Source organism: Nitrospira sp. BLG_1, from assembly GCF_047338595.1.
Taxonomy (GTDB): domain Bacteria; phylum Nitrospirota; class Nitrospiria; order Nitrospirales; family Nitrospiraceae; genus Nitrospira_D.
This window is the reverse complement of record NZ_JBLFBO010000006.1, coordinates 1-22,510: the sequence shown is the minus strand read 5'-3', so window position 1 is coordinate 22,510 and position 22,510 is coordinate 1. Positions and strand designations below refer to the sequence as shown.

Genomic DNA, 22,510 nt, shown 5'->3' with positions numbered 1-22,510 from the left:
CTAGATAGACTTTGCCGATTGAGACGGCCCTATACGAATGGTCCCGGATCCGGCATCGAGGGTGACCGGCACCCCATCGGAAAGTCGTACCATGGCTGACTCCACGTTTGCGATCGCCGGCAATCCATATTCTCGAGCAATGATCGCTCCATGAGAAAGGGTGCCGCCCATTTCTGCGATCAACCCTCCTGCGAGGCCGAAGAGGGGGGCCAAGCCTGGGTCGATCACCGGGACCACCAGGATTTCTCCTGGTATCACCTTACTCCAGTCTGCTGCTGATCGAATGAGGCGAACTGAACCAGTTACGGTTCCAATGCTGATTGGTATGCCTGATAAGGCGCCGTCTTCCCCAGCGTGATCTTGTGTTACGGTTCGGTGCCTCACAGCTGTCCAGTCGTGAACGGTGTCTGGTACATTGATCGCGATACGCTGCTCGCGTTCGGCTCTCCGGGCGGCGATTACCGCATTCCAGTCTTGGGTGTTTCCGTTCATCAAGTCCGTCCGATCGGCAATGGTTAAGAAAAAAATGTCATCTTTCTGCCGGAGTAACCCCTGTTCGACGAGGCGTTCTCCAAGCCGGATCAGGAGGGCTCGGATAGCTGCTGAGTAATACATCAAATGGTGCCGATTGGCTTCTCGCAACGAAAAGAATCGGCACAAGCGTCGATAACACCAGAGGAAGATGGCCCACCGGTCCAACCGCCAGCCTAGGCGTTGCCTGATCTCAGCGAGCGAGGAGACCTGCTTGTTGCCTTGACGCAATAGAACGGTGTCCTGTGAGGGAGCATCGGAGATCACTTGAGCGCGTAGAATCGACAGGATTGCCGTAGGGTTGTCAGCGAGGCGTGGCGACATCACGTCCGATTCGCCAACGCCGCGATGCCCATAATCGTCAAGGTATTTGTTGAAGGCGTGCAGAAATTCTGTGCCGGCCAGAGTCGTTCGGAATGTTATTGGATTCCATGATGCTGATGTAAGGATCGTATGGGTATGGCGGTCTCTTTTGGCGATATCGGTGAGTCCTGCCAGACGAAGAATCTGTTGCGCGCTGATGACGGTCCCCTGTCCTTGCAGCGCGGCGTTCAGCAGCATTCGCCAGTCAGGGCCCAACCATCCGGGCAGTACCTTGCTTAAAATTTGAAGGCACTGTCCGACTCCCCCCGCAATGCCGAATGTGACTTCCCGGCTCTCAAGCCACGGACCAAGCTTGTCGAGCTCCGACATGAGCTCGTTAGGGGAGAGGTTCAGCACAGATTCGCGTTGATAGGTACGGGCCAGCCCCTTCATCTCGGCAAAAACACGTGGCCCCACTCGCTCGACGCGGCGCATTTCCTTCAGCATCAGCCATGCGGCACGAAGGGACGTCATTTTCCCGAGCGCTTGAACCTGCGGCGGCCTTTGCAGCGGTTCACCACCCATCTGTTCCGCATTCAATGCAGGATCGCCGCCGAGCTGCGCAACCAACAGGTGAAAGAGGGTGACGTTCAGGTATGGGCGTCCCTGTAAGAGTCGGACCGAGGTAAGTCCTTCGGGAATTCGGCACCCGAGCCGGCGGTAATGCTCGAGGATGTAGCGGTCCATAAACTGCTCTAGGAATGAAAGGCTCAATGGACTGGGAAGTTCAGGGAGCGTTTCCTTAAAGTTGGTTCGTGACCATTCGCAGTCGTCGTTTGTCAGGTCGGGAGTTGGTCGAATGGTGGTGATCGGGCGAGCCTGTAGGATCCAGAGTTGCTCCGTATCAAAGGCCCATTCGATATCGGCGGGTTGTCCAAAGGTCCGCTCAATCTCCTTGGCAATCTGGGCGAGAACAACAAGCTGATTATCCGTGAGAGACGATCGGGTTTGTGCGTCTTCTTCGAGTGAAGCTTGTTGCAAGCCTGTATTCGAGACGCGCAAACAGTCAGTCTTTCTGGCTAAGAGACGGGTAAGAATCTGGAATGGTTTCCCTGTTTCAGCGGGTACCTCCACCACATATTCGTCTGGGGTAACCGTCCCGTCGACCAGCGGCGCAGCGAGACCAGGGATGGCATTGATCATGACCTGCGAGCGTCGTCTCGTGACAGGGTGAACGGAGTACGCGACGCCTGCTGCCTGCGCATCGACCATTGGTTGGATGACGACGGCCATCCTCGGCGCCGTTTTTCGGCCTTGCCTGGCTAGGTAGCTGATAACCCGGAGCTCCCACAGCGAGGCCCAGAGATCTTTGATTGCGCACTCCACTTCCGCAAGTGTGCGGCCAAGGTGAGTGCGATAGAGACCGGCAGCACTCGCATGAGCGGTGTCCTCGGTCGTGGACGAAGAGCGGACCGCCCAGCAAATGGCAGGGGGGTGTCCCAGAGCTTGTAACGCGGTCAGGCAGTCCGTGATGAGATGGGAAATCTCGGTTCGGGTGATTTGGGACTGATAACCAGCCAATGCCGAAGGTCGGTCAGATTCCGACAATCCAATGATCCGGTGCCACTCGTCCTGGTCTCGGAAACCCGAACCGTGGAGATGGTGGGTATAGGCGTCGGTTGTCACACAGAGTCCGGGCGGGACTGGGAATCCAGCCTCAATCAGTCGGCAAAGTCCAAGGGCTTTCCCACCCACGAGACTCAGATCATGACAGTGCGAGAGTGGGATGATGAAGGAAGACACCATACGGCCGCATAGTATCTAGAGTTGGAGGAAGAGGTAAAGGTCATTCACGTTGGTACCGGTCGGGCCGGTGTGAATATGGCATCCAAGCTTCTTCAAGGCTGGGTAGGTGTTGTGCCTGTTCAATGCACTCTGGAGGTCAACCTTGAGTCGTTTTGCACGTGAGACGGTTTCGCTACTCACGAGAGCTCCTGCTGCCTTGGTTGGTCCGTCGGTGCCATCGCTCCCTAGCGCGACGATCCATGCATTGGAAAGACCTGAGAGTTCGAATGCGGCTGCCGCTGCAAATTCCTGGGCACGTCCTCCTTTTCCATGACCTGTGACCGTTACCGTAGTTTCCCCTCCTGCCACCACACAGTAGGGGCGTCTTACGCGGCTACGCCTGGTTCTGAGTGCTTTCCCCAGTTCGACCAGCTGCTTGGCTGCGACACGTGCCTCCCCTGTGAGCGGTGAGGATAAAAGCTTGGTGAAGAGGCCGGCGTCCCGTGCGACACGTTCCACAGCTTCCAGCATGATGTGATTACTGCCGACAATGTGGTGGTGGACTGATCGTCCACGAGGCGTACCAGGCTTTAAGGTTTCTGGTACCGCTCCTTTTTGTCCCCGCTGCAAGTAGCGACGGACTGCTGATGGGACTGCAGACCAGATCTGGTAACGCTGCAAGACCTCGACAGCCTCGGTAAACGTAGAAGGATCAGCAGCTGTGGGGCCGGATCCGATTGAGCCAAGATCATCACCGATAACATCGGATAGGACAAGGGTGATGATCCTCGCACTTGTAGAGGCGGCTAGTCCGCCTCCCTTGATCAGGGAGAGATGTTTTCGGACGACATTGACCTCATTAATTGTGGCGCCGCATCGAAGCAGGAGCTGCGTCGTACGCTGTTTGTCGGCAAGGGTCACGTCTGAGACCGGAGCCGGTAACAGGCTGGATGCCCCTCCGGACAAGAGAACGATCAGCAGATCTCTCGGTGATAGGGTCTGTGTCAAGCGCAGTAGGCGTTGAGTCGCCACAAGTCCTGCGCGATCAGGGATTGGATGGCCGGCCTCGAGGACAGCCGTTCGTCTTGTGGGAAGTGAATGTCCCGTCTTCACGATGACAAGTCCGTCATCCAGCCGTTCTCCAAGCACGATCTCTAAGGCCTGCGCCATTCTTGCTGATGCCTTGCCGGCCCCGACGGCGATGACCCGTTTGGTATGGGACAGGTCAAATGATCGTCGTCCTATTCGCAGGGATGCTCCGTTGAGGACGACTGTCTTGAGCAGGGCCTGATGGGGATCTGCGGCCGCAAGTCCTGCGGTCAGTAGCTTGTGAAGAAACGGTCGTATGGGAGAGGGGGGAAGACGAAGCAGCATGGAGACGAATGTCAGGGGGTAGGATCCTGTTTGAAACAGCGATTGGGACATGTCTGGCGAGGAACTCGGATTTGGTACGATCCCCGAGGGAGCATATCTTTCTTGAACTCCGGATTCAGCATTTTGATCTCAAGGAGGTACGTACCGAACTCCTCAGCAACGGATGCCAACGCTCGTTGAGATTCCTTCACGTGCACGGTGATAGTTTCCGTCTCCAATGGCATGTAGAGATCTTTCTTGGTCAGTCCGAGATACTTTTCCGGCTGGGAGTAGATTTCCTTCGCCGCGATGATGCGAGGGACGTAGCGCATAGTCTCACGAGGCCCGTGCATCTTCCAATAGTCGGTAATTTTTTGTTCCTTAAGCAGCTTACGAATCCGTTCTTCGCCGGCGTTGTAGGATGCCATCGCCAAGAACCAATCATTGTCCTGAAAGTCTTTGAGGTACTTGAGGTACTTTACCGCCGCTTCAGTCGACATTTCGAGATTGCGACGTTCATCTCGGACGGCATCACTCTTGAGTCGGTAGCGTCGCCCCGTAGAGGGGATGAATTGCCAGGGCCCTGAAGCTTTCGCTTTCGAGTAGGCGGCAGAAATGCATTTACTCTCGACCAGCAACATATACTTGAGATCGTCCGGTAAACCGTTTTCCGCCAACTGCCTTTCAGCTGGAGGGAAACAGCGCCCGGTACGTTTGGCAAGGATGATGCTCTCTCCTTGATCTTCTAAGAATTGATAGAACTCATACTCGATCCGTTCTCTCACTTGCCAGTTATCCAGGGGAACCTGCACCCCGGCAAAGGTGATCTTGTCCGGCAGCTTGAACGAGCTCAGAAAGAATCGCTCTCCCTCGCGCTTAATTTCCGGCAGAATGACCAGACGGTCTTCCGGTTCTGGTTGTCCATCCAACAAGTCGGGCGTAAGCAGATCCTTCTCCGTCTCCAGTTTTTGCCCGCTATTTGCCCCTGGATCTGTCGAGGCCAACAAAGGGATAGGTAGCGAGATAAGAGGAAGTATGACATAAGTCGCCCACATGAAGGACCGTACCCAATGGATCATCATTCACAGACTCCTCTAAATCATATTGCGAATAGGTTAAAAGTGCGCAGGCAGTGAAGCTATCAGCTCCCTAAATTGCCGGCAAGCAGAATGGGTTTCTCATTCATGCTACACTGCCGTCTTCCATGCGAACTCTGACCGGTCTGAACAAGACTATCACCGATTGCACAGCCTGTCCTCGTTTAGTCGTGTATCGACAGGCGATTGCAGAACAGAAACGGAAGCAATATCGAGATTGGGTCTACTGGGGACGACCGGTTCCCGGATTTGGAGATCCTCAAGCTCGACTCTATATCCTGGGGTTGGCGCCTGCGGCCCATGGTGGAAATCGGACGGGACGAGTCTTTACCGGTGATCGGAGTGGAGATTGGCTGTATGAGGCGTTGTATCGCCATGGATTCGCCAATCAAGCCGAATCGCGGTCCATAGGAGATGGTCTGGCTCTGAGGGACTGTTATATTGGAGCAACCGTGCGGTGTGCGCCACCAGGGAATAAGCCTACGCCGGATGAGTTTGAGTGTTGTAGCCGGTACTTGGAGGAAGAAATTCGTCTGCTGAAGAATCATCGTGTCGTGGTTGCGTTAGGGAAAATTGCATTCGATCACTATCTCAAGACTTATCGTTCACAAGGCCATACGATTGCCGTACCAGCTCCTAAGTTTGGACACGGAGCTGTCTACCGACTTTCCCGGGGGGTAACTCTGGTAGGCTCCTATCACCCCAGCCAACAAAACACGTTTACAGGAAAATTGACCAGACCGATGTTCCACGCAGTTTTTCAGCGGGCTAGGAAAGAAATAGACGGGCTCTAGCAGTCTGCTGAAAAACCATTCGTGCAAGTTTTTCAGCAGACTGCTAGAGCCCGTTTCAACCGTTCAGCCTCAGTACCACATAATTTCACCCACTCATGTCTTGTGCCCGTACCCAGGCAGTTACCACAGGGGCCCTATTGCTGCCCTTTTGCTTTCCAGTCGTCGAGGAACTTTTTGAGGCCTGAATCAGTGAGTGGGTGTTTAAAGAGGGCCTGGAATATACTGTAGGGCATTGTGCAGATATGGCCACCTGCTAAGGCTGCTTCTACGACGTGCTGTGGATGACGGACGCTTGCCACCAATACCAGCGTCTTATAATCATAGTTCTTATAGATCGTCAGGATCTGTCGGATAAGCTCCATCCCGTTCGAACTGATGTCATCGAGGCGTCCGATGAAAGGTGACACGCACCAGGCCCCGGCTTTGGCGGCCAACATGGCCTGAGTCGGAGAAAAGCAGAGGGTGACGTTTACCTTGATGCCTTCGGCGGCTAACCGCTTTGTAGCCTTCAACCCTTCTGGGATCAAGGGACATTTCACTACAATATTCTGATGAATCTTGGCCAGCTCTTTGCCTTCCTTGACCATGGCGTCTGCTTCGATGCTTACGACCTCGGCACTGATTGGCCCGTCGACGATCTTGCACACCTCTTGCAGCATTTCTCGAAAACTTCGACCTTCCTTCACGACCAAGGAGGGATTGGTTGTCACGCCGTCGAGCAGTCCGAAGCTGGCGGCTTCCTGGATTTCCTTCACGTTGGCGGTATCGAGATAAATCTTCATGATTGTCCCTTTCCTCACCAAGAAACAGTGGACGGATATCGATTCTACTTACTCATTGGTCATTCTATGAGGAACTCGATCGTAGTGCAACTTAATCAGTTCAAAAGTTTGACAGACGGTACGCTGAACGTTAGAATTTTTTGAATTTAGATTCACTCCATTTCATAACGGAGAAAATGTGATACGACGAATGGTGTATCTGTTGTGTATCTGTAGCGTGGTCACCGCCTGCGGAGGGAGTAATCCTTACCTGGAAGCGTCGCTTAAGCCTGCTGAGCTTCAGGGGAAGGAGAAAGCCTGGTTTGAGAAAAATTGGGGGGCCCCAACCGGCAAAGCGTCCCGGTTTTTTGGAGGAGAGACTTGGACCTATTACAGTATTGCCGGAGGAAAATCAGGTCCGCCACTATTCAACTTTAAGCCCAATGAATGTCAAATTACTCTCAAGTTCGATAAAAATGAAAAACTTTCCGACTATAGTTACTCCTCAGGCTGCTAGCCAGAATTCTATGTAGGATGCCCTGTCCTGAATCTGCACAGAGTTGGAATGATCTAGGGCCAGACTCGACGTCTAGATAGGGTGCTCATCTCGGAACTTTCCTGCGCACTCCTTGCTGCAGAAGCAATATTCCCGTCCTCCGATCAATTCGATTAGGGCTATTCGCCTCGGGACGAATATGTGACAGACTGGGTCCTGGATCATCTGATCCAGTTCGTCACCCGGACTCTGTGCGGAAGAATCTCCCTGGCTATTTTGAAGTGGAGTTTTGAAGCCGTGAAACATGTGTCGGAGTAGGTAGTACAGGATGGTGAGGAGCAAACTGACAAGAATGAGTCTATACATAGTGGTCTACTGCTAGCTTGTCCACAATCCTATGAGAGCTATCGGTACCTGTCAAGTTGATCGCTGCCGTCCGTCGATTGTATACCACTGTTCGTCGAGCAAGTTCATTTGGCCCATTTGAATAGGTCTTATTGGGACTCATCTCTCGGTGTCATACAGTACTTCAGGAGGACTGGTTTTCCCTATCTCATGATGCTAGAGTGCGCACCTATGAAGACCTGCGATAAATGCCATGGAGCGATGCTTCCAGAACGAGCAGTGGATTTGGATGCTGGGCTGGCGATCACAGTATTTGCGTGTTTAAACTGTGGCCGTCGGAAAGCAGCGGATCAGGAACCTCGGCCGATCACGGCGCGACACTAATCCTTCCTGTCTCCAAACTACTACACGTTGATGGGGGAACATATCGGGAGGCAATGGGTCGGCCCGAGTGTTTTCCCCGTTCACGCTCAGCGACTCCTCTAATCTGAGGTCAACTTGCTGCCAGTTCACACAGCTGGTGGCAAGAAAACGGCCTCAAGATCAAGAAGCAATAGGGAAGGTGTATCTCTTGGCTAATCAGGAGCGAGCTTCGAGCGCGCACGTGATTTGTCGACGCGGTCTGGTGGGGGGTAGCGTGATCTGGCTTGTCCAATGCGGAAAGTGAGAGACCTTTGGGCATCTTGTGAGATCAGAAAAAGGATCCTCGCCAGAACTCGGTCAAGAGCAATACCCCGTGTAACAACTTGCTAGCGAAGACTCAAGACATCCATCATATCGTACAGACCTGGCGGTTGGCGGACGACCCATCGTGCAGCACGGAGAGCTCCGCGGGCAAAGGTATCGCGGCTACTGGCTCGGTGCGTCACCTCTATGCGTTCGCCCATGCCACCGAACAGAACGGTATGGTCACCGACGATATCACCGGCACGAATGGTTTGGATCCCAATTTCACCTTTGGTCCGTTCCCCGATCAATCCCTTACGAGCATAGACACCCACTTGATTCAAATCACGGCTTACGGATCGTGCGAGAACTTCAGCAATCTTGAGGGCTGTGCCGCTTGGAGCGTCCTTCTTCAACCGATGGTGGGCCTCAATCACTTCGATATCGTAGTCGTCCCCAAGGGTTTTGGCCATCTCGCTGATGACTTTGTAGAGAAGATTGATGCCGACGCTCATGTTGGGAGAAAACACACAAGGAATGTGTTGGGTGAGCGTCTTAAGTTCATCGAGCTGGGCGGTTGAAAATCCGGTCGTCCCAATGACCGCTGCACGTCGTGAGCAAACGACTGTTCGCATGTGATCAAGGGTTGCCTCGGGAGAAGAAAAATCAATCACGACCTCCCCTCGCTCCATCAAGGCCGATAGATCCTCCGTGATCGGGACACCGGCTCGTCCTGACCCGGCGAATTCACCCGCATCTTCTCCCAATACCGGGTGGCCTTTCCCCTCCAGCGCTCCTACCAGCATCAACGCGGTGGAATCCCTGACCAGTGACACCAACCTGCATCCCATTCGTCCGGCAGCGCCGGCTACAACGACCTTGATCATCTTCTTCTCACCATCGGCATCATTAACGTGTGATCAATGAGGCATCCTTAAGGGCCTGAACCAACTTCTCGCGTGTGTCTTGTGCCATTGAGCAGAGGGGTAGGCGCAGCTCAGAGTCGATCTTGCCCATCAAGCTCAAGGCTTCCTTCACCGGAATTGGATTCGTTTCAAAGAACAGTGCAGCAAAGAGAGGAGAGAGTTTGAAATGGATACGTCGAGCTTCCTCGATCTTTCCTTCGGCAAACGATGCGACAAGCCTGGCCATTTCTGCCGGCACAATATTTGCCGTCACCGTAATGACCCCTTTCCCGCCAACCGCCATCATTGGAAGAGTCAGAGCATCATCACCGGCCAACACAGTGAGGCGGTTGCCGCACATCAGGACGAGGTCCGAGGCTTGTTGGACGGATCCACTCCCTTCCTTGACTCCAACAATCGTCGGAAGGGTGGTGAGACGGGCAATCGTGGCCGGGAGCATGTTCACTCCGGTACGACCAGGAATATTATACAGAACCAAGGGAAGGTCGACAGCCTCGGCAACGGCTCGGTAGTGGCGGTACAGGCCTTCTTGTGTGGGTTTGTTGTAATAGGGTGTGATCAATAATGCCGCATCGGCGCCGGCCTGCTTCGCATGTTTGGTAAGGGCAATCGCTTCGTCCGTGCTATTTGAGCCGGTTCCGGCAACCACTGGAACGCGACGACGGACGACTTCCACCGTCAGTTCGATGACCCGATTATGCTCATCGTGAGAAAGAGTGGCTGACTCCCCGGTCGTTCCGCATGGGACGATGCCGTTTGTCCCATTTGCAATTTGCCATTCAATCAGGTCAGCCAGGGCCCGTTCATCAACCTTGCCCTTGCGAAATGGTGTGACGATTGCGACAAGAGATCCAGTAAACATGCTCACTCCGTTTTGTTCAGGAACGACGGGATCGTCTCTCCTTTGATGAGGTCATCATACGTTTCTCGTTCACGAATGACATGAAATTCACCACCCTTCACGAGGACTTCTGGAACCCGTGGTCGAGAGTTGTAGTTTGACGCCATCACAAAACCGTAGGCTCCGGCACTCATGACCGCCAGCAAGTCATCAGGTTGTATGTTCGGCAACGAGCGCTCTTTGGCTAGAAAATCTCCTGATTCGCACACGGGCCCAACGATATCCACCATTTGTTTAGGGCGATGGACTGCCGCTTCGTTCACTGGTCGAATCTCATGGTACGCCCCGTACAAACTGGGGCGAATGAGGTCGTTCATGGCCGCGTCGACAATGACGAAGTGCTTTGTCTCACCAGCTTTCTCGTACAACGCCTTAGTTACGAGGATGCCGGCGTTCCCGACGATGACACGGCCTGGTTCCATGACCAGTGTCAGCCCCAGCCCCTTGACGAGAGGTGAAATCGCATGAGCCAGATCCTGAGGCAACGGCGGCTTCTCATCGGAATAGGTGATACCGAGTCCACCGCCGATATTCAGATAGCGAATGTTGATGCCATGGGTTTTTAGCGTGTCAATCAGAGCCACGACTTTCTTTAACGAATCTACGAACGGCGTCACATCCGTCAACTGTGAGCCGATATGGGCATGAACTCCTACAACGTCGATGTGGCTCATCGAGGATGCCATTTTGTATTCTTCCAATGCACGATCGGCTGCAATCCCGAACTTACTTTTCTTCATCCCTGTCGAAATGTACGGATGTGTTTTGGGGTCCACATCGGGATTGATTCGCAAGGCAATCCGAGCCTTCATGCCGACCGAAGCGGCGACATCATTGATCGCGCGAATTTCGGCGGCAGACTCGACATTGAACATAAGAATATTCGCCTTGAGCGCGTCACGAATTTCGTCCGGTGACTTGCCGACACCGGCAAAGACGATTTTTGATGCAGGTACGCCGGCCTTCATGGCCCTGAACAGTTCACCACCTGACACAATATCCACTCCGCTCCCTTCTCGTGCCATCAGCCGCAGAATGGCGAGATTGGAGTTGGCCTTCATCGCAAAAGCGATGACATGCGGGATATCCTTGAACGCGTTGTCATAGGCATGAAAGTGACGGATGAGAGTCTCGTGGCTGTAGATATAACAAGGAGTGCCTAGTTCTTTCGCGATCCGGCTGACGGGGACTTGCTCGCAGTATAATTCGCCCTGTTGGTACTCAAAGCTATGCATCGTCTCAATCCTTAATCAAAAGTAGATTCGTCCGCTGAGGGTCACCGAGTCCCCACCGGCTGTGAAGGTGGAAGACCTATATCATGTCCGTCCAGAGACAGGTCAGAAGCTCCTGGGTCTACTGCCTCGCGCTCTGTCTGGAGTGCATGCTGTTTCTTTTGCTTTTCAACGATAGGGGCGACGCCTACATACTCAGGGGGAACAGGAGATCCCACGACGCCACAAGCAACCAGTAACCCTGTCGAGATCAGAACCGGTAGTGTTCTCATGAGAGGTGTTTCTCCAGTTCCTTGATTCGCTGCTCTACTCGAGCTCGAGCGGTACCACCGACTTGTCCTTTGTGATCAATGGCAGCCACGGTAGTCAATCGTGTGAGCACGTCCTGTGTAATCCGCCCAGAAAACCTACGCAACTCTTCGAGCGAAAGATCGGTCACTTCACAGCCACGATCAAGGGCTGCTCGAACGATCCGTCCAGTAATACCGTGCGCCTCACGAAACGGCACACCCTTCATAACCAAGTAGTCGGCCAGCTCGGTGGCCAACAGCCCACCTCCTTGCAGTGCGCTCGTGAGTCTCTCTCGGTTGACTTGTACGTGGCGCATCAGTTCGGTCATCACCTCAAGCGAGGAGTCCACGGTATCAAGCGCATCGAAGAGTGCCGGTTTGTCTTCCTGCAAATCGCGATTATAAGTGAGGGGCAGAGCTTTTAGCAGTGCCAACAGGTTGAATAGGTGCCCATATACGCGACCTGTTTTCCCCCGTACCAACTCCGGGATATCGGGGTTCTTTTTCTGCGGCATCATACTGCTTCCCGTACAGAAGGCATCGGGCAAGTCGACGAATTGGAACTCCTGCGTGGCCCACAGGATCAACTCTTCACTGAGCCGTGACAAGTGCATCATCACAACCGAAAGGGCCGAGGCCACTTCAATCATGAAATCACGATCAGACACCGCATCCATACTATTGGCGGTGACGGCAGGAAAATCCAACAACTCAGCTGTATATCGCCGATTGATCGGATAGTTTGTACCGGCGAGGGCACCGGATCCCAGCGGCATGACGTTGAGTCGGTTTCTTGCGTCACGCAGTCGACCCTTGTCCCGTTCGAGCATCTCGACATAGGCTAACAGGTGATGAGCGAACAAAACCGGTTGAGCTCGCTGGAGATGGGTATAACCCGGCATCATCACTGTGCGGTTCTCAGCGGCCTTTGTAACCAACGCACGTTGCAGATCGAGTATGCGCGCATGGAGGTTGTCTAAATAGGAGCGTACATACAGCCGAATATCCAACGCAACCTGATCATTTCGGCTTCGACCGGTGTGTAACTTCCCGCCCAAAGGGCCGATGATCTCTGTTAATCGCCGCTCGATCGCCATGTGGATATCTTCGTCTTGCGGCGTAAAGGTGAACTGACCGCGATCCAGCTCTCTTTTCACTGTGTCCAACCCATGAATGATGGTCCGAGTTTCTGTTTCCGTCAGGATCTTTGCCTTTGCAAGGGTCTTACAGTGGGCGATGCTCCCGGCGATATCTTCGGCATACAGCCGGCCATCGACCATCACGGAGCGCGTAAACGTTTCCACTAATCGATGAGTCTTCTCCCGAAACCGGCCATCCCATGCCTTTCGTACATGGTCGGCGGTCTTCTGGTGCTGTTTGCGTTTGGCCATCAGGACGAAGCTTTCTTTCGTTGCGCGCGGATCTTGAGCCGCAATGCGTTCAACCGGATGAACCCTTCCGCATCTTTCTGGTTATAGACTTCATCTTCTTCGAAGGTGGCGATGTCCAACCGATACAGTGATCGCTTCGATTTGCGCCCCGCCAGCGTACAACTCCCCTTATACAGTTTGACGCGAGCAATGCCGCTGACGTCTTTCTGAGCGTCATCGATCGCGGCCTGCAGCATGTCACGTTCCGGGCTGAACCAATAGCCGTTGTAGATCAAGCCGGCAAACCGTGGGATCAAGCTGTCACGGAAATGTAGGACCTCACGGTCCATGGTCAAGGACTCAATCCCCCGATGCGCCACATGGAGAATCGTGCCTCCGGGTGTTTCGTACACCCCGCGCGATTTCATCCCGACATAACGGTTCTCTACCAGATCAACCCGTCCGACCCCATGTGCACCGCCTATTTCGTTGAGATGAGCCAGTAAAGCGGCCGGACGCATCTTCTTTCCGTCAACGGCGACCGGGTTGCCTGCCTGGTATTCGATCTCGACTTCCTGCGCCTTATTCGGTGCTTTCTCCGGAGAGACGGTCAACTGGAAGATTTCATCGGGCGGCGATTCCCAAGGGTCTTCGAGAATACCGCCTTCGTAGCTGATGTGGAACAAATTGGGGTCTGTACTGTACGGCTTGGCCTTGGTCGCGGTCACAGGGATACCGTGCCGCTCGGCATACTCAATGAGTTCACGGCGAGACCGCATGGTCCATTCTCGCCAAGGGGCGATGATTTTGAGCTGCGGGGCAAGGGCCATGTAGGTGAGCTCAAAGCGTACCTGGTCATTGCCTTTTCCTGTGGCTCCGTGCGACACCGCTTCGGCACCTTCCTTCAACGCGATTTCGGCTTGTCGGCGGGCAATTAACGGACGAGCGATTGATGTCCCGAGGAGGTAGCATCCTTCATACAGCGCATTTCCACGCAACATCGGGAACACATAATCTTTGACGAAGGTCTCTCGCAGATCTTCCACGTAGACTTTCTTGACGCCGAGCGCTTGGGCCTTGGCCTTGACCGCTTTCAGATCTTCCCCCTGCCCAAGATCAGCACAAAAGGCAATAATTTCAGCGTGATAGGTTTCCTGCAGCCACTTAAGGATGACCGAGGTATCGAGCCCTCCGGAGTAAGCCAGGACGATTTTCTTGAGTGATGTGGGTTTCATAGTCAAATCCTATCGCGCACCTTTCTTGAGGCTAAGAAGTTGAGTCAAAATGGCCTTTTGCATATGAAGCCGATTCTCCGCCTGATGGATCACGACAGACTGCGAGCCATCCAACACATCGGCGCTAATTTCTTCTCCCCGATGGGCCGGCAAGCAGTGCATGACGATCGCGTCGGGCTTTGCTCGTTGCAGGAGCCGGTGATTGAGTTGGTAGGGGGACAGGATGCGTAACCGTCTGGCTTGTTCCCGCTCACGGCCCATACTGATCCACACGTCGGTATAGACGACATCCGCTTCCTTCACGGCCACCAGGGGATTCTCCACCACCTCAATCGAAGCACCACTGGCGTGTCCATCGATTCTGGCGCGGTCGATGACTCGTTGATCCGGTTGATAGCCGGAAGGACACCCGATGACCACGCGCATCCCCACCTTTGCGCCAGCTTCAATGAGTGAGTTGGCGACGTTATTCCCGTCTCCGATGTAGGCCAGACTGAGTCCCTTGAGCCGGCCTTTCAATTCCTGAATCGTCAGAAGATCGGACAAGGCCTGACAGGGGTGACTGTGATCAGTAAGCCCATTGATGACCGGCATGGTGGCTTCTGCAGACCACTCCTCAACGATCGCATGGTCATAGGTACGGATGACAATGCCGTCGAGATACCGGGATAAGACGCGGGCTGTGTCCGCAACGGTCTCACCGCGAGAGAGTTGAATATCACTCATCGGCAGCACCAGGGCGTGGCCACCGAGTTGGTTCATGCCTGCCTCAAAGGACACGCGAGTTCTCGTCGACGGCTTTTGAAAGAGAAGTCCCAGTGTCTTTCCGCGAAGCAACCGGTGAGAGACACCCCGTTGCTGCTTCTTCTTGAGAGTCCTTGCCAGCCGTAGGAGCGCAAGGACTTGGGTCCCTGGCATGGTGGCCACGTCAAGTAGGTCCTTGGCGTATCGCTCGGTGCCTCGTGGATGTCTGGGTCGTGCGGTCATCAGTGGTGAGATTCTTTTTCCGACCCCTGGCGTTGAGTAAAGAGTGCTCCGAGGAGATCCATGAGTCGATCGATCTCCGGCTGTGTAATGATCAAGGGTGGCACCATGCGCAGCACATGCTCGTTCGCGGCATTCAACAGCACCCCGCGCGCCAGCGCATCGGCAACCATCGTTCTGGCATCGATCGTCAATTCCATTCCCTGTAACAGACCAAGCCCGCGGACCTCCTGGACAACGCGATAGCGGCTCTTGCAGTCAGTTAAGCCTTTCGCCAAATACTCCCCCATGCGCTTCGCGTTCTCCAGCACAGGCCCCTCAAGCAGGACGTGGCAGACTGCCAGGGCAGCCGCACAGGCGAGCGGATTTCCGCCGAATGTTGAGGCATGGGAGCCAGGGGTAAATGCCGCTGCCACTGATTCTTTGGCGAGGCAGGCGCCGATTGGGACGCCTCCGGCCAGGCCTTTCGCCAAGGTCATGATGTCGGGCTGAACCCCCAGCTGTTCATAGGCGAAGAGGGTCCCGGTTCGGCCCATGCCGGTTTGAATCTCATCAAAAATCAGGAGGATGTCTTTTTGTGTACAGAGCTGCCTGAGGTTCTTTAGATACTCCCGATCAGCGACATGCACCCCACCTTCCGCCTGGATCGGCTCCAGCATGATGGCTGCGGTCCGCTCAGTCACGAGCGACTCGATGGCTGTGAAGTCATTAAACGGAGCATAGACGAATCCGGGCATCAGCGGCTCGAAGCCCTTTTGAACCTTTTCTTGACCGGTCGCCGTGACCATGGCCAGGGTTCGGCCATGGAACGAATTCTTCATCGTGATAATTTCAAAACGAGTCGCTCCATAGCGCTCATGCCCGTAGCGTCGTGCCAGCTTGATCGCGGCTTCGTTTGCTTCGGCGCCGCTGTTACAAAAGAACGCTCGGTCGGCGAACGAATGGTTGACCAGCAAACGGGCCAGCTTCACCTGGGGTTCGGTGTAATACAGATTGGAGGTATGGATGAGTTGAGCCGCTTGGCGTTGGATCGCCTGGACAAGGTCCGGATGCCCATACCCTAAAATATTTACCGCGATCCCCGCCACAAAATCCAGGTACTCGCGACCCTCCAGATCGTAGACTTTCGCACCCCGCCCCCGCACGATCGAGAGCGGTTGGCGGGTGTAAGTCTGCATCAGGTACTTGGCCGCGTCGTCCTTCAATTCTTCAGTCGGCATATGACGTATCCCCTTAGAAAGAAAGGAACGCTAGCACAGGGACAGTAGGAAGAGCAACAAGTGCGGAGGGGAGTGTCAAGCTCAAAAAGAGAGGTCGGATCGGTGCTCAAACCGGAAGCCCATCATCGTTTTAAATGATCCTCTCTTCCATTTCGGAGTGTGGTAAGCTGCCTCGCCATGACGATGTGTGGGCAGTGTCAGCAGCAGAATCCCGAGGATGCCAACTTCTGCCATCAGTGTGGGGCAAAGTTGATGGAAGTGAAGGCATCTACCGATGAGCCCACCGCCGGGAACACGACAGCCCAACCGATTCAGGACGAAGAGACACGCTGGCGTCAATTTATCGGGCCGAATGCAGACTATTATTTGCGGGTGTTCAAGAAGTTTTCAGCGAACGGGCAACCGCGGTTTGCCCTCTCATGGAACTGGCCGGCCTTTCTCTATATCTCATTTCTCTGGTTCCTATACCGGAAGATGTATCTCCATGCGTTCGTCTATGCCGTTGGTCCGATGGTCTCCACCTATCTTACGGGAGATGTGTCTGCCGGGATCATCTGGAGTGTCATGGCGGGGGCGACAGCTAATTATCTCTATTATTGGCATTGCTGGGAGCATATCGGAGAAATGAAGCGAAGCAATCGGATGGACCCAGCTGCTCAAGATACCGTGCTGAAAGAGTCCGGTGGTGTGCAACCGTACGTCATTTGGGTTGGTGTCGTGTTCTATCTCATTTTCCTGGCGACATTGGTCAAAATGGTCCAGGAAGGTCCGCCGGATGTTGATCAGCAGCCAGGTCGGCCGGCCAAGCAGGCAGCGATGCTGCCTCAGGCGTGATCTGTCGCGACAGTGGGCACCCAGTGATCATCTTGATGGAAGAGAGGAATGAGGATGGCTCGATTAGTCTTACTTCGGCATGGGGAATCGCAATGGAATTTGGAAAATCGTTTTACGGGTTGGGTGGATGTGCCGCTCTCACCCAAAGGGATTGAGGAGGCAAAAAGTGCGGGGGAGAAACTGCGTGAGGTGAAATTTCATCGCGCCTTTTCCTCGGTGCTCATGAGAGCGAATGAGACGCTGAGGATTGTCTTGGAAGTGATCGGTCAGACAGGGATCCCCATCGAAAAGGACAAGGCTCTGAACGAACGGATGTATGGGGAATTGCAGGGATTGAATAAGGCAGAAACTGCCCAAAAGTACGGTGATGCACAGGTGAAAATCTGGCGGCGCAGTTATGACGTCAGGCCGCCGGGTGGAGAGAGCTTAAAAGATACGGCAGAGCGGACGCTTCCCTACTATGAGAAGATGATCAAGCCCCATCTGCTGAAGGGCGAAACTATCATCATTGCCGCCCATGGCAATAGTCTGCGCGCGTTGGTGATGGAGTTGGATCAGCTCTCAAAAGAAGCGGTCTTGGAGCTGAATATTCCGACTGGAGTGCCGCTACTCTACGAATTCGATGAGCGCGGGAAGGTCTTGTCGCATCGGTATCTGTGATTGCTTCATGGAAATGTTGAGTGTTTCTCGGATCTCAGCGCTGTCTCGGAGCTGCGGCGGGTTGGAAGGTGCTCACCCGATATTCTCCAGCAGCCGACCATATTCCGCAGCAGGCGCATAGTCGATTAACAGCACGAGCAGCTTCTCGCGGTTGCCTGGTTCAATCAGGCCCAGGTCTTCCATGCGGCCTGCTGTTTCGGCACAGATGCCTGTGGGATTAAGCCCTTCCTGATCCACCAGGTGGGCATAGTGTTCACGCCGTTCACTCAACTCCGGTTGATACTCCACCCACGTGCTTGTCCCCAGTTGCCCAGAAGGCCACCACTCGGTTTGTACGGACTCGAACAGGTCTTCCTTGATGAGGGCTCTGTACTTGGAAGGGATATGCGCGTCGATGGCCGCAAGGGCCCAGTAGAGGTTCAGCGAGAGAATCTCTCGCGCGATGGCAGGGACCTGAGCTTCAGCGGCCTCGATGCCGTATTCCCCAAGCTGCGAAGAAGTAATGGGATGAGGCATCGTTCTGAACAGTGCTGTCGCGGCTTCGGCTGGTGTCATGGTTATGTGCTAGCATACTGCACTGGCTGTTTCCCCCTCAAGCGGTGGCTTGCGGCGCCGTTTCGTAGCATTCCGGAACATGTCTAGTGCCACCATCGAGATGTCGCTGCAACAAGAGTCGTCGCTCGTCGTTTGTGAAGCGTGAAGCTTCAGGATCCCGGTTACGCAATACATTTCCCGCTCGACGCTTTACGAAATGAAGAAGTGGCCATGTGATCCGATCACCGGTCTCGAGGGATATGAGGGGCAATGAAGCGAGATGTAGGGAGGATAAATCGCCCCTCCCGGCTTGTTCTAGGACGGGAGGGGCGATATCCAGCAGAATCAGCGAGTGGCGACTTTTTGAACCACGGCTCCGTATGGAGCAGCGGTGCGGGTCCCAGAGGTCTGCCCGTCCTTTTCACCTGAGAAGGCGATCGGTTGGGTCGATTGGGTCACAATAATCTCAACGCGCCGGTTCTTGGTCCGGCCTTCTTCCGTATCGTTAGTCGCGACGGGTCGAGAGTCTGCATAGCCGACGGCTCGGACTCGATCGGCGCCCAGTCCTCCCTTGATTAATGCCTTGCTTGCGTTCTCGGCACGAGCCTGAGATAGCTCTGCATTGTCCTTAAACGGCCGCTTGGGATTGTACTTCACCGGGATGCTGTCGGTATGGCCGGCGACTTCGATGCTCTCAGGACGGAATTTCCGTAAGGCGACGCCAATTCGTTTGACCAAGGCGGCCCCTACCGGTGTCATGGTCACTCGTCCTGCACCGAACAGTTCGCCTGATGCCAATGCAAGTGTGAGCTTGTCACCGCGTTGCTCCATCACCACGGTGCCTCGTTTTAGATCATCCTTGAGTGCAGCCATCAACTTCTCATTGACCTTGGTTATATCAGGGGAGACACGCGCAACAGCCTGTTGCGGAAACGCATTCTTCATAGAGGGCGTCAGCTTGACCGGCTTTGGCAATGTCTTCCCCACACTCGCCAGGATACGCTTTGCCTGTGCAAGCTGTGAGTCTCGGCTGGCGAGTTCCATCGTTAACTCTTGATCTTTCGCCACCAGCTGCAGGTCCAGATCCGCGATCCGCTGCATGGCGACATCGAGCTGGTCACTGCTGATCGTATATTGCCGCTCAATGTCAGAGACCTGCTGCTTCGCCAACTCGAGACTGCTCTTGGTCCGGTTCAGCTCCTGCGACATTTGTTGGTGGTTGTCCCGCGCTGTGCAGATCCCCGCGAGTTCTTGCTCTTTTTGATTGAGTTGTGCTTCCAATGCTTCAGCACGAGTTTTTTCTGCGTTCAACTGAGTGGCAGCCGCAGTAGTCTTTTCTCGCAAGAGCGCCAGTTCCTTTTCCTTGGCCGTCAGCTGTTGCAGGAGCAGTTCGAGTCGTGCCTTTTCCTGCTCAATGTCTGCATCCGCCTTTTCTTTCTCTTTTGCTCCCTCTGCTGCCTCGGTTTCCCCCGCCTGGCTCTGGGGTACATCAATAGTGATCGACGTCATGGGAGTAATGGCCGAAACCAGCGCAGCGTCCTCAGAGGCCCCTGACTGAGCAGCGGCAGCCAGGCTCGATTCAGACCCATTCACCACGAGGGTGACGAGAAAGGCACAAGCGAGAAGTTTCATCGTTCTAATCATGACCCACCTCACAAAATGGTAAAAGTCGGTACTCCGACAAAACTCAGTTTCAATATATGAACACCCAATGGCTGAGGCATCCCCTTGTCCTGTTCTCACGGCCTCATGCCGACACCGAAACAGAAGAAAGCGATCCAGCCACAGCACAGGATCTGCTACGGATACAGGCTCTTGAAATTTGGGTGGTACGAGAAAACGCTACTATGTCCTATACGCTCTCTTGCGTCCGTTTGCAACTGGTGTATGTGCGTTGAGTGCGCTTTCAGAAAGGATTGCAGGGGTGACGGGGGGAATGGAGGGCGTGAGGCATACGGTAGGAGCAGTACCTAAAAAGTAATAGTACATATCTATGGTCAATCACACTACATGTAGGGGATTGGGAAGAGGGTAACAAGGTGGAAAGTGGTAGGCTCGTCCCTCGCGCGCTCAACATACTGTTTCAATGACGTCTTGATACGTCGGCGTTCTACAGGGCGATTTCAATGGCCTGTTTGGCGGGAACATCAGTTCAAGATTGCGCGCATCCCCTCTTCGCATTGAATCAATGAATAGGCTCACAGGATACAATTGGATAGAGTAGCGTGGCGCGATGAGTCAGCGGTGCGGAGTCCTTACGATTCGTCCTTTGCTGGGAGATGGCGTGGCGAATTGCTAGCCCGCATTATTCACGAGTCCTGAACAAGGCACCCTTCTGGCTTCGACGTCAGCCCCGTCAGAGCAGGCCTCCGCTCAGGGGTAGCCCTGAGCAGGTGTGAAGCACCGTGTCGAAGTCAGCCAGCGGGCAACGAGCCTGCTGGCTGATGGTCCTGAACGAACGCGCAGCTTTCATGAACTAACCGGACTAGTTCTGTCCCGTACAGGATTTAGGATGGGTATTCCCGCGTCTCGTGTTACAACCTCGTATCTGGGAGGACTTATGACATCCATGAGTTTTCGTATCTATTTCGTCGGTGTGGTTGCCGTCCTGAGCATGTGGGGGGAGGTCCACGCGCAGTCGACCGAACCGACCTATGCCTGGCAACAGGGGCCGTTAGACGCGCCACTTGGGGATCAAGCCACGCTAACGTTGTCCTCAGGGTATCGATTTTTGGGGCCAAAGGACACTGAACGTCTCTTGCGGGAGATGGGCAATTTCCCTTCCGGAGCGGAACTTGGGTTGGTCACGAGTGGCTCAGGGGACAGTGATTGGTTTGTAGTGATTCGGTTCATCGATGCCGGCTATGTGGAGGATGATGATGCGTCTGCCTGGAACGCGGATGAAATGCTGGACTCTATTAAAGAAGGAACGGAAGAAGCCAATGCCAAGCGGCGTGAGATGGGGATGGAGGCGCTCAATATCAAAGGGTGGGAGGAGAAGCCACATTACGATAAGGCCACGAACAAGGTGGTCTGGGCAATTTCCGCCGAGACCAGCCATGGGACGACGGTCAATTACAATACCCTCGCACTTGGTCGACATGGATATATGAGTATGAATCTCGTAGCCGACCTGGCTCAGTTGCCTACGCTGAAACCCCATGCGGCGAGCCTGTTATCGAATCTGAACTTTGTGCAGGGCAAACGGTATGTGGATTTCGATAGTACGACCGACAAGGTCGCAGCAGTCGGGCTGGCAGCACTGGTTGCGGGCGCGGCCTTTAAGTCAGGACTCTTCGCGAAGCTGCTCCTATTGATCATTGCCTTCAAGAAGGTCATTCTTCTCGCGGGAGTGGCTGTAGTGGGTTGGGTGTGGAAGATCGTCAAGGGGCGCTCCACGCCGCCGCCGTCAGCCTGATGAGGATGAGATGAAAACGCTACTTACCCTGCTCGCCGGAGCAAAATTTGGCAAGGTGCTGCTGACCTCCGGCACAATGCTGTTATCGGTCATCACCTATAGTTTTATCTATGGGTGGCGATATGCGGCGGGTTTCGTCGGTCTGATTTTCTGCCATGAGATGGGGCACTTTGTGGCGGCTCGACAGCGTGGATTGGATGTCGGGGCGCCGACGTTCATTCCGTTCGTCGGGGCTTGGATTCAGTTGAAAGAACAACCGATGGATGTGGAAACGGAAGCCTATGTGGCCATGGCTGGACCGGTTGTCGGGACCATCGCTGCTATGGGCTGCTTCTACGCCGCCGACTTCCTTCAGAGTCCGTTGCTTCGGGCGTTGGCCTATGCAGGGTTCATGCTGAACCTCTTTAATCTGATCCCGCTGGCTCCACTTGATGGCGGACGTATTACGTCGATTATTTCACCGAAAACCTGGTGGATCGGAGCCCCCTTGATTGTGGTGCTCTTTCTTTGGAACCACAGTCCGATGCTGTTGCTTCTCGCACTCCTGTCGATTCCTCACCTCCTTTCCACATTCAGGCAGACCGGTTCGGTGATGTCAGAACGGTATTACGACGTGTCGCCGTCCACGCGCTGGAGTTACGCCACCTATTATCTCTTGCTTGCAGGATTTCTAGGCGTGATGACGTACGAAACGCATCGTGCTGTGGGTCTCTAGCAGAAACTAGTGTCCTGTCTCTGAAGTTCGCTGACAAAATCGGGCGACGCTGGCCAGAAT

Annotated in this window: 18 protein-coding genes; 5 read left to right on the top strand and 13 right to left on the bottom strand. The window is 54.4% G+C overall.

Annotated features, from left to right (window positions below; all coding sequences use genetic code 11):
- Genes ACMTNU_RS07715 through ACMTNU_RS07705 form a run of 3 tightly spaced genes read right to left on the bottom strand, consistent with a single transcriptional unit; the run spans window position 1 to window position 5,054 of the window.
- Window positions 1–2,640: a PEP/pyruvate-binding domain-containing protein gene (locus tag ACMTNU_RS07715; protein WP_413934653.1), complete on the bottom strand. Its 2,640-nt coding sequence runs from the start codon at window positions 2,638–2,640 to the stop codon at window positions 1–3.
- A gap of 15 nt (window positions 2,641–2,655) precedes the next feature.
- The gene (locus tag ACMTNU_RS07710; protein WP_413934652.1) at window positions 2,656–4,044 is read right to left on the bottom strand and encodes a glycerate kinase; all 1,389 of its coding nucleotides are present in this window, start codon (window positions 4,042–4,044) and stop codon (window positions 2,656–2,658) included.
- Window positions 4,005–5,054, bottom strand: coding sequence for a lytic transglycosylase domain-containing protein (locus tag ACMTNU_RS07705; RefSeq protein ID WP_413934651.1), 1,050 nt, complete (start codon window positions 5,052–5,054; stop codon window positions 4,005–4,007). The genes ACMTNU_RS07710 and ACMTNU_RS07705 overlap by 40 nt, the downstream gene beginning before the upstream one ends.
- Before the next feature lie 122 nt (window positions 5,055–5,176).
- Here ACMTNU_RS07705 and ACMTNU_RS07700 point away from each other — a divergent pair, with 122 nt between their 5' ends.
- Window positions 5,177–5,863: a uracil-DNA glycosylase gene (locus ACMTNU_RS07700; RefSeq protein ID WP_413934650.1), complete on the top strand. Its 687-nt coding sequence runs from the start codon at window positions 5,177–5,179 to the stop codon at window positions 5,861–5,863.
- Between the two features lie 134 nt (window positions 5,864–5,997).
- Here the strand turns inward: ACMTNU_RS07700 and fsa are convergent, their stop codons facing one another.
- The 8 genes from fsa to ACMTNU_RS07660 form a co-directional block, all read right to left on the bottom strand.
- Entirely contained in the window at window positions 5,998–6,645 is a 648-nt protein-coding gene (gene fsa / locus ACMTNU_RS07695; RefSeq protein WP_413934649.1) for a fructose-6-phosphate aldolase, read from the bottom strand.
- Window positions 6,646–8,214: 1,569 nt separating this feature from the next.
- The gene (gene dapB, locus ACMTNU_RS07690) at window positions 8,215–9,018 is read right to left on the bottom strand and encodes a 4-hydroxy-tetrahydrodipicolinate reductase (RefSeq protein ID WP_413934648.1); all 804 of its coding nucleotides are present in this window, start codon (window positions 9,016–9,018) and stop codon (window positions 8,215–8,217) included.
- A 22-nt stretch (window positions 9,019–9,040) separates the two neighbouring features.
- Window positions 9,041–9,919, bottom strand: a complete 879-nt coding sequence (gene dapA / locus ACMTNU_RS07685) for a 4-hydroxy-tetrahydrodipicolinate synthase (protein WP_413934647.1) — start codon at window positions 9,917–9,919, stop codon at window positions 9,041–9,043.
- A gap of 2 nt (window positions 9,920–9,921) precedes the next feature.
- Complete coding sequence (gene lysA, locus ACMTNU_RS07680; RefSeq protein ID WP_413934646.1) at window positions 9,922–11,193, bottom strand: diaminopimelate decarboxylase; 1,272 nt, start codon at window positions 11,191–11,193, stop codon at window positions 9,922–9,924.
- Between the two features lie 265 nt (window positions 11,194–11,458).
- Complete coding sequence (gene argH / locus ACMTNU_RS07675) at window positions 11,459–12,871, bottom strand: argininosuccinate lyase (RefSeq protein WP_413934645.1); 1,413 nt, start codon at window positions 12,869–12,871, stop codon at window positions 11,459–11,461.
- Window positions 12,871–14,085, bottom strand: coding sequence for an argininosuccinate synthase (locus tag ACMTNU_RS07670; protein ID WP_413934644.1), 1,215 nt, complete (start codon window positions 14,083–14,085; stop codon window positions 12,871–12,873). Before ACMTNU_RS07670 ends, argH begins: the two co-directional genes overlap by 1 nt.
- 9 nt (window positions 14,086–14,094) lie before the next feature.
- Window positions 14,095–15,072 carry an ornithine carbamoyltransferase gene (gene argF, locus ACMTNU_RS07665; protein ID WP_413934643.1) on the bottom strand — a complete coding sequence of 326 codons (978 nt, stop codon included), beginning with the start codon at window positions 15,070–15,072 and terminating at the stop codon, window positions 14,095–14,097.
- Window positions 15,072–16,289, bottom strand: a complete 1,218-nt coding sequence (locus ACMTNU_RS07660; protein ID WP_413934642.1) for an acetylornithine transaminase — start codon at window positions 16,287–16,289, stop codon at window positions 15,072–15,074. The genes argF and ACMTNU_RS07660 overlap by 1 nt, the downstream gene beginning before the upstream one ends.
- 177 nt (window positions 16,290–16,466) lie before the next feature.
- Between ACMTNU_RS07660 and ACMTNU_RS07655 the strand changes: the two genes are divergently transcribed.
- Window positions 16,467–17,123, top strand: a complete 657-nt coding sequence (locus ACMTNU_RS07655) for a zinc-ribbon domain-containing protein (RefSeq protein ID WP_413934641.1) — start codon at window positions 16,467–16,469, stop codon at window positions 17,121–17,123.
- 54 nt (window positions 17,124–17,177) lie between these two features.
- Window positions 17,178–17,783, top strand: a complete 606-nt coding sequence (locus ACMTNU_RS07650; RefSeq protein ID WP_413934640.1) for a 2,3-bisphosphoglycerate-dependent phosphoglycerate mutase — start codon at window positions 17,178–17,180, stop codon at window positions 17,781–17,783.
- 72 nt (window positions 17,784–17,855) lie between these two features.
- Here ACMTNU_RS07650 and ACMTNU_RS07645 read toward each other — a convergent pair whose 3' ends face one another.
- Together ACMTNU_RS07645 and ACMTNU_RS07640 are read right to left on the bottom strand one after the other, a co-directional pair.
- Window positions 17,856–18,338: a hypothetical protein gene (locus ACMTNU_RS07645; RefSeq protein ID WP_413934639.1), complete on the bottom strand. Its 483-nt coding sequence runs from the start codon at window positions 18,336–18,338 to the stop codon at window positions 17,856–17,858.
- A gap of 324 nt (window positions 18,339–18,662) precedes the next feature.
- Entirely contained in the window at window positions 18,663–19,949 is a 1,287-nt protein-coding gene (locus ACMTNU_RS07640) for an OmpA family protein (RefSeq protein ID WP_413934638.1), read from the bottom strand.
- Window positions 19,950–20,877: 928 nt separating this feature from the next.
- On the opposite strand from ACMTNU_RS07640, the gene ACMTNU_RS07635 reads away from it, so the two are divergent.
- Together ACMTNU_RS07635 and ACMTNU_RS07630 are read left to right on the top strand one after the other, a co-directional pair.
- A complete protein-coding gene (locus ACMTNU_RS07635) occupies window positions 20,878–21,735 on the top strand; it encodes a DUF2167 domain-containing protein (protein WP_413934637.1) in 858 nt (285 codons plus the stop codon).
- A gap of 10 nt (window positions 21,736–21,745) precedes the next feature.
- A complete protein-coding gene (locus ACMTNU_RS07630) occupies window positions 21,746–22,450 on the top strand; it encodes a site-2 protease family protein (RefSeq protein ID WP_413934636.1) in 705 nt (234 codons plus the stop codon).
- Window positions 22,451–22,510: the final 60 nt, after the last annotated feature.